Here is a 5,106-nt window from a genome sequence, read left to right as displayed (position 1 = left end):
ATAATTTTTATAATGTCTGTAAGATTAAATCTTGACTTCTACAGCTTATAGGGAGTAATTTGTACGTCGATCCGGTACTCGAATCCTCACGTATGTCTATATACGCTGCGGTTCTGTGTTCCGTGTCTCCTTCAAATTTCTCACTATAAGCGAGTTTCCGAAGAGGTCTATTAACGTACCGCTCTCACAGCCCAGAAGGTTACCATCGATATTACCGTTATATAAACCGCAATTGATAAAGAGCTACCTGTTACATGCCAAAGCATTAGGCAGATTGACGGGGTAAGGCGTCCGATTAATGAAGAACCGATACTCCAGCCGATGCCGACTAGCATATATTTATCAGAAGTTTTAAATAAATCATTTAACCAGCAATCTAAAGGTGCTAAGTGAGAAACGCCAAGTGTTATAATCCAAACACGTACGAAATTAACATACCATATAGAAGAATTATTTAAGAATAGCCATAAAGGAATAGTGGTTAAAATTATTATAACAAGAATACTCTTTAATAATTTAAGATAATGTAGTTTCGTTGTTAAATATCCGATTACTGGAATCATCACCATATCAAAAATTAGAAATTCAGTATTAAACTTCATCATCGTTTCTAAAGATATATCAGTAATGAGAGGGATAAAACTATTCATAAATACGAACGGTATCATATAAATCATATACCAGAAACCGCCTGCAAAACTAATTCGTAAGATACTTAGCTTGTTGTTCCAAATTGTGGTTAGATCGTGTAATAGCGATGATACTACGTCATTGCGAGGAAAAACCGTAGGTTTTGACGAAGCAATCTTAGGCAAAACTCCTGAGATTACCACGCTCCTTTTGGTCGCTCGCAATGACGTATAATCCTGACTCTTCCTTAAAAAATAACCTATAAGGGCCGTAAATCCGCCAAATATGAAACATAAACGCCAATATGTATTATATTCTACATTTAAAACTATAGTACTGATAAATGAAGCAAGGATAATACCGACCATAGTAGATGTTTGATAAAGATAAGAAGCTTTAAACGCTTTTTTTTCTTCTTTATTCTCTAAAATAAATAATTTAGCAATAGCACATTCACCCTCGGAGTATACTCCTTGCAACGTCCTAAGCACAACTAATAATAGCGGTGCAAGCCAGCCTATTTGTGTATGAGAAGGAATTAGACCGATTAGGCTAGTTGTTAAAGCAACGCCGGTCAAAGAGTGAGATAAAGCAAAAACCTCACCGTATTTTTTAGCAATTACGCCAAAAAAATAAGAGCCTATAGGACGTGTAAATAATGATGTAGCAAGAACACTATAGGTAAGTATTAAGGCGACAATTTTATCATGATTCGGAAAGAAAATACCGGCAAGTAACGGTGCAAGAAAACCATAAAGTGCAGTATCAAAATGGTCCATCGCATTACCGATTAGAATCGAAAAATCCCTTTTGCTTAACGAATTGCTCATATACTAATAATTTAAATTTATAATGTATACTCGCTCAATTTGAAAAATTAACTACGTTGTTTTTTGCTTTTAATCCTCACGTACTAGTATGTATGCTGCGGTTAAAAGCTTCAAAACGCCTTGCTCTTTTCCAAATTGAGCTTCGTATAACTGTTCTTCATTTTGTAGGAGTATATAAGTATGTAATCTTCCTTGTAAATATTTTTTTAAGAGATATGATTATAAAGTTATAGCTTAAAGTAATTGTAATTAATGAATAATTTGAAACAAGGAAAGTTTATTACGTTTGAGGGCGGGGAGGGGATTGGCAAATCTACTCAATCTCAAATGCTCTATGAATATTTAAAATCTCAAAATACTCCCGTTATTTTAACTCGTGAAGTTGGCGGTACTGCCGTCGCCGAAAAAATGCGTGAAATCCTAGTACATGAAGAATTATTACCCATGTCCGAGCTATTACAAGCTATGGCAGCACGTTATGATCATATGGCGCGGAAAATTATACCGGCTCTGCAAGATGGACATATAGTAATATGTGATAGGTTTATTGACTCAACTGCATGTTATCAAGGATTAGAGCTAGAAAACGGCATAGATTTAGTTTATAATATGCACAAAACTTTAATGCCTTCTCTTATGCCGGATATTACGTTTTTTATTGATGTAGAGCCGGATACTGCTATTAAGAGAGTCAATTCACGAAATATGAGCAATAAATTTGACGTAAGAGGTATAGATTTTTATAAAAAAATCTATGATTGCTTTAAAGAATTAAGTAATAGATTTCCTGAGAGAATAAAAACAATTAAAGCATCAGATTTAAGTCCGCTTGAAGTACATGAGTTAATAAAAAAGCATCTATATACTCGGTGAATTTCAAAAACTGGCTACGTCGTTCTACAAGGACGAGGGTGCTCACGTATTAGGTATATGCTCCGCTCCTCGTCTTGAGAACTCCTGGCTCTTTTTGAAATTGACCTTCGTCTACCAACTCTTCATTTATTAGAATTATACTATGAAAAATACTTACTACATTACTACCCCTATATATTACGTTAACGATGTTCCTCATATCGGTCATGCTTATACTAGCGTTGCAAGCGACATTATTGCTCGTTTCATGCGACTTCGGGGTTTCGATGTAATGTTTTTAACTGGGGCTGACGAACACGGGCAGAAAGTAGAAAAAGCAGCTATTAGCAAAAATATCGATCCTCAAAAATTTACTGATCAGACATCGCAAAGCTTTCGCAATCTGATGACTGCTATGAATATTTCCAATGATGATTTTATCAGAACAACGGAAGATAGGCATAAAGAAGCCGTAGCTGTTTTTTGGCAAAAATTACTAGATAACGGTACTATTTATGAAGGTTTTTATGAAGGATGGTATGCAGTGCGAGATGAGGCTTTTTTTGATGAGTCGGAACTTACGAGTGACGGTTTAGCACCGACGGGTGCACCAGTTGAATGGGTTAAAGAGCCAAGCTATTTCTTTAACCTTTCAAAATGGCAGAATAAATTGCTTGAGTTTTATGAAGCAAATCCTGATTTTATTAGACCTATATCAAGGCGTAACGAAGTAATTAGCTTTGTTAAATCAGGTCTAAAAGATTTATCAGTATCGCGTACTACTTTTAACTGGGGGATAAAAGTTCCAAATAACGAAAAACATGTAATTTATGTTTGGCTTGATGCACTTGCTAATTATATTTCGGCACTCGGTTATCCCGAAGCACAAAGTAATTACGGTAAATTTTGGCCGGCTGATTTGCATGTAGTTGGTAAAGATATCTTACGTTTTCATGCGGTTTATTGGCCGGCTTTCTTAATGGCCGCTGAAATTCCGCTGCCGAAAACTGTTATGGCTCATGGTTGGTGGACGAATGAGGGGCAGAAAATTTCTAAATCTCTTGGTAATACCATTGATCCGATGAAATTAATCGATGAGTTCGGCGTTGATCAGGTTAGGTATTTTCTGATGCGTGAGGTAACTTTTGGGGCAGACGGTAACTTTGCTCGCAGTAATTTAATTACCCGTATTAATAGCGAGCTATCAAACAAAATAGGTAATTTATTGCAGCGTACTACATCTTTTGTTTATAAAAATAATGACGGCAAAGTGCCGTTAATTGAGCAAAATATCATTGATAAAATATATGAGCTACCGATTTTAAAAACCGCAAGTAAATTTGCCGAGCAGAATATTTTATTGATGGACAAAACAGAGATTAATAAAATTCTTGAAAATATTATTAATTTAGCCGAAGAGGCAAATATCTATATTGATAGTGAAGCACCTTGGAATTTGAAAAAAACCGATCCGGATAAAATGTTAGAGGTGTTATATACTTTACTAGAGGTGTTGCGCTATATTGCGATAATGCTTCTGTCTTTTATACCGAGTTCGGCGAATAAAATGCTAGATCAGTTAGGGGTAAATAAAGAAGAACGTTTATTTAAGCATTTAATACGTGATTATGCTTTAAGGGCGGGTAGCGATATTTTAGAACCTACCATAATATTTCCAAGATTTGAGGGGATGTTGTATGAATAAATTTTTATCGTCATTGCGAGAAGCAACTGTAAGTTTCGACGAAGCAACCTCAGGAGTTTATTTCATGAGATTGCAACAAAGCTTCGCTCCTCTCAATGAAGGTTCTAGTATCCATACAACAACGCCTGAAAGCAGGAATAACATCGGTGTTATAGCATGCTAATAGATTCGCATTGTCATCTGAATTTACTTACTAAAGATACGGATTTAGATTCTATCATTCAAAGAGCATTAGAAAATAATGTACAGTATATGCAAACTATCTGCACTAAAATTGAAGAATTACCGATTATTTTAGAAATAGCTGAAAAATATGAAAATGTTTTTGCTTCTGTTGGGGCGCATCCGTGCGAAGTGAATTCTTCTATTAGTCATTGCGAGGCACTGCAAGTGCTGTGGCAATCTCAGGAAGTTTGGACAAGATCGCCACGTCAAGACTACATCTCTCCTCGCAATGACGCTGAGGTAATTATTAAGCTTACCAAGCATCCGAAAATTATCGGAATCGGTGAGACAGGTCTTGATTATTATCATCAGCCTTACGATAAAAAATTACAGCAAGATTCATTTGTAGCACATATACATGCGGCATCCGCTACTAATTTACCTATTATTGTTCATACAAGAGAAGCAGACGAAGACACTATTGACATTTTAACCTCGGAAATGCGTAATACTAAATTTCCCGGGCTAATTCATTGTTTTATCTCATCAAAAAATCTAGCAACCAAAATGTTAGATATCGGTTTATATATTTCAATGTCCGGTATTATTACTTTCAAGAATGCAACCGATTTGCAGGAAATAGTTAAATATGTGCCGCTCGATAGATTATTGATTGAAACCGACTCACCTTATTTAGCACCTACGCCTATGCGAGGCAAACAAAACGAACCGGCTTTCGTTAGATATGTTGCCGAGAAAGTCGCCGAACTCAAAAATATCACATCAAAAGAAGTAGCAAATATTACTACTCGCAACTTCAAAACATTATTTTCTAAATTTGAAAAGCACACTCGTTTAATTTGAAAAATTGGAGACAAAGTCTCTTGCTGATAATCCTCACGTACTAGTTGTACGCTGCGGTCA

At 35.8% G+C, this 5,106-nt stretch carries 5 protein-coding genes and 1 pseudogene; 4 read left to right on the top strand and 2 right to left on the bottom strand.

Annotated features, from left to right (window positions below; translation table 11 throughout):
* Positions 1 to 7: 7 nt before the first annotated feature.
* A pseudogene (locus KYQ89_RS04470) lies at positions 8 to 178 on the bottom strand (palindromic element RPE1 domain-containing protein); the annotation flags it as partial.
* Complete coding sequence (locus tag KYQ89_RS04465) at positions 171 to 1,460, bottom strand: MFS transporter (protein WP_218460590.1); 1,290 nt, start codon at positions 1,458 to 1,460, stop codon at positions 171 to 173. The gene KYQ89_RS04465 and the pseudogene KYQ89_RS04470, both read right to left, overlap by 8 nt.
* Positions 1,461 to 1,712: 252 nt before the next feature.
* Between KYQ89_RS04465 and tmk the strand changes: the two genes are divergently transcribed.
* The 4 genes from tmk to KYQ89_RS04445 all read left to right on the top strand — a co-directional run bounded on the left by tmk (position 1,713) and on the right by KYQ89_RS04445 (position 5,046).
* Positions 1,713 to 2,333 (top strand): dTMP kinase, encoded by a 621-nt coding sequence (gene tmk, locus KYQ89_RS04460; protein WP_218460589.1) that lies wholly within the window; start codon positions 1,713 to 1,715, stop codon positions 2,331 to 2,333.
* A gap of 142 nt (positions 2,334 to 2,475) precedes the next feature.
* A complete protein-coding gene (metG, locus tag KYQ89_RS04455; protein ID WP_218460588.1) occupies positions 2,476 to 4,017 on the top strand; it encodes a methionine--tRNA ligase in 1,542 nt (513 codons plus the stop codon).
* Positions 4,010 to 4,180 (top strand): hypothetical protein, encoded by a 171-nt coding sequence (locus KYQ89_RS04450; RefSeq protein ID WP_218460587.1) that lies wholly within the window; start codon positions 4,010 to 4,012, stop codon positions 4,178 to 4,180. Before metG ends, KYQ89_RS04450 begins: the two co-directional genes overlap by 8 nt.
* On the top strand, positions 4,174 to 5,046 hold the full coding sequence (locus KYQ89_RS04445) for a TatD family hydrolase (protein WP_218460586.1): 873 nt from the start codon (positions 4,174 to 4,176) through the stop codon (positions 5,044 to 5,046). Before KYQ89_RS04450 ends, KYQ89_RS04445 begins: the two co-directional genes overlap by 7 nt.
* Positions 5,047 to 5,106: the final 60 nt, after the last annotated feature.

This window comes from Rickettsia sp. TH2014 (genome assembly GCF_019249195.1).
Classification (GTDB): Bacteria; Pseudomonadota; Alphaproteobacteria; order Rickettsiales; family Rickettsiaceae; genus Rickettsia; species Rickettsia felis.
Note: the sequence above shows the minus strand (reverse complement) of the source record. Positions and strands in the feature narration are given on the sequence as shown.

Coding starts and splice junctions, on each gene's coding strand:
- KYQ89_RS04465 (WP_218460590.1), bottom strand. CDS start 1,460: ATGAGCAATTCGTTAAGCAAAAGGGATTTTTCGATTCTAATCGGTAAT.
- metG (WP_218460588.1), top strand. CDS start 2,476: ATGAAAAATACTTACTACATTACTACCCCTATATATTACGTTAACGAT.
- KYQ89_RS04445 (WP_218460586.1), top strand. CDS start 4,174: ATGCTAATAGATTCGCATTGTCATCTGAATTTACTTACTAAAGATACG.
- tmk (WP_218460589.1), top strand. CDS start 1,713: ATGAATAATTTGAAACAAGGAAAGTTTATTACGTTTGAGGGCGGGGAG.
- KYQ89_RS04450 (WP_218460587.1), top strand. CDS start 4,010: ATGAATAAATTTTTATCGTCATTGCGAGAAGCAACTGTAAGTTTCGAC.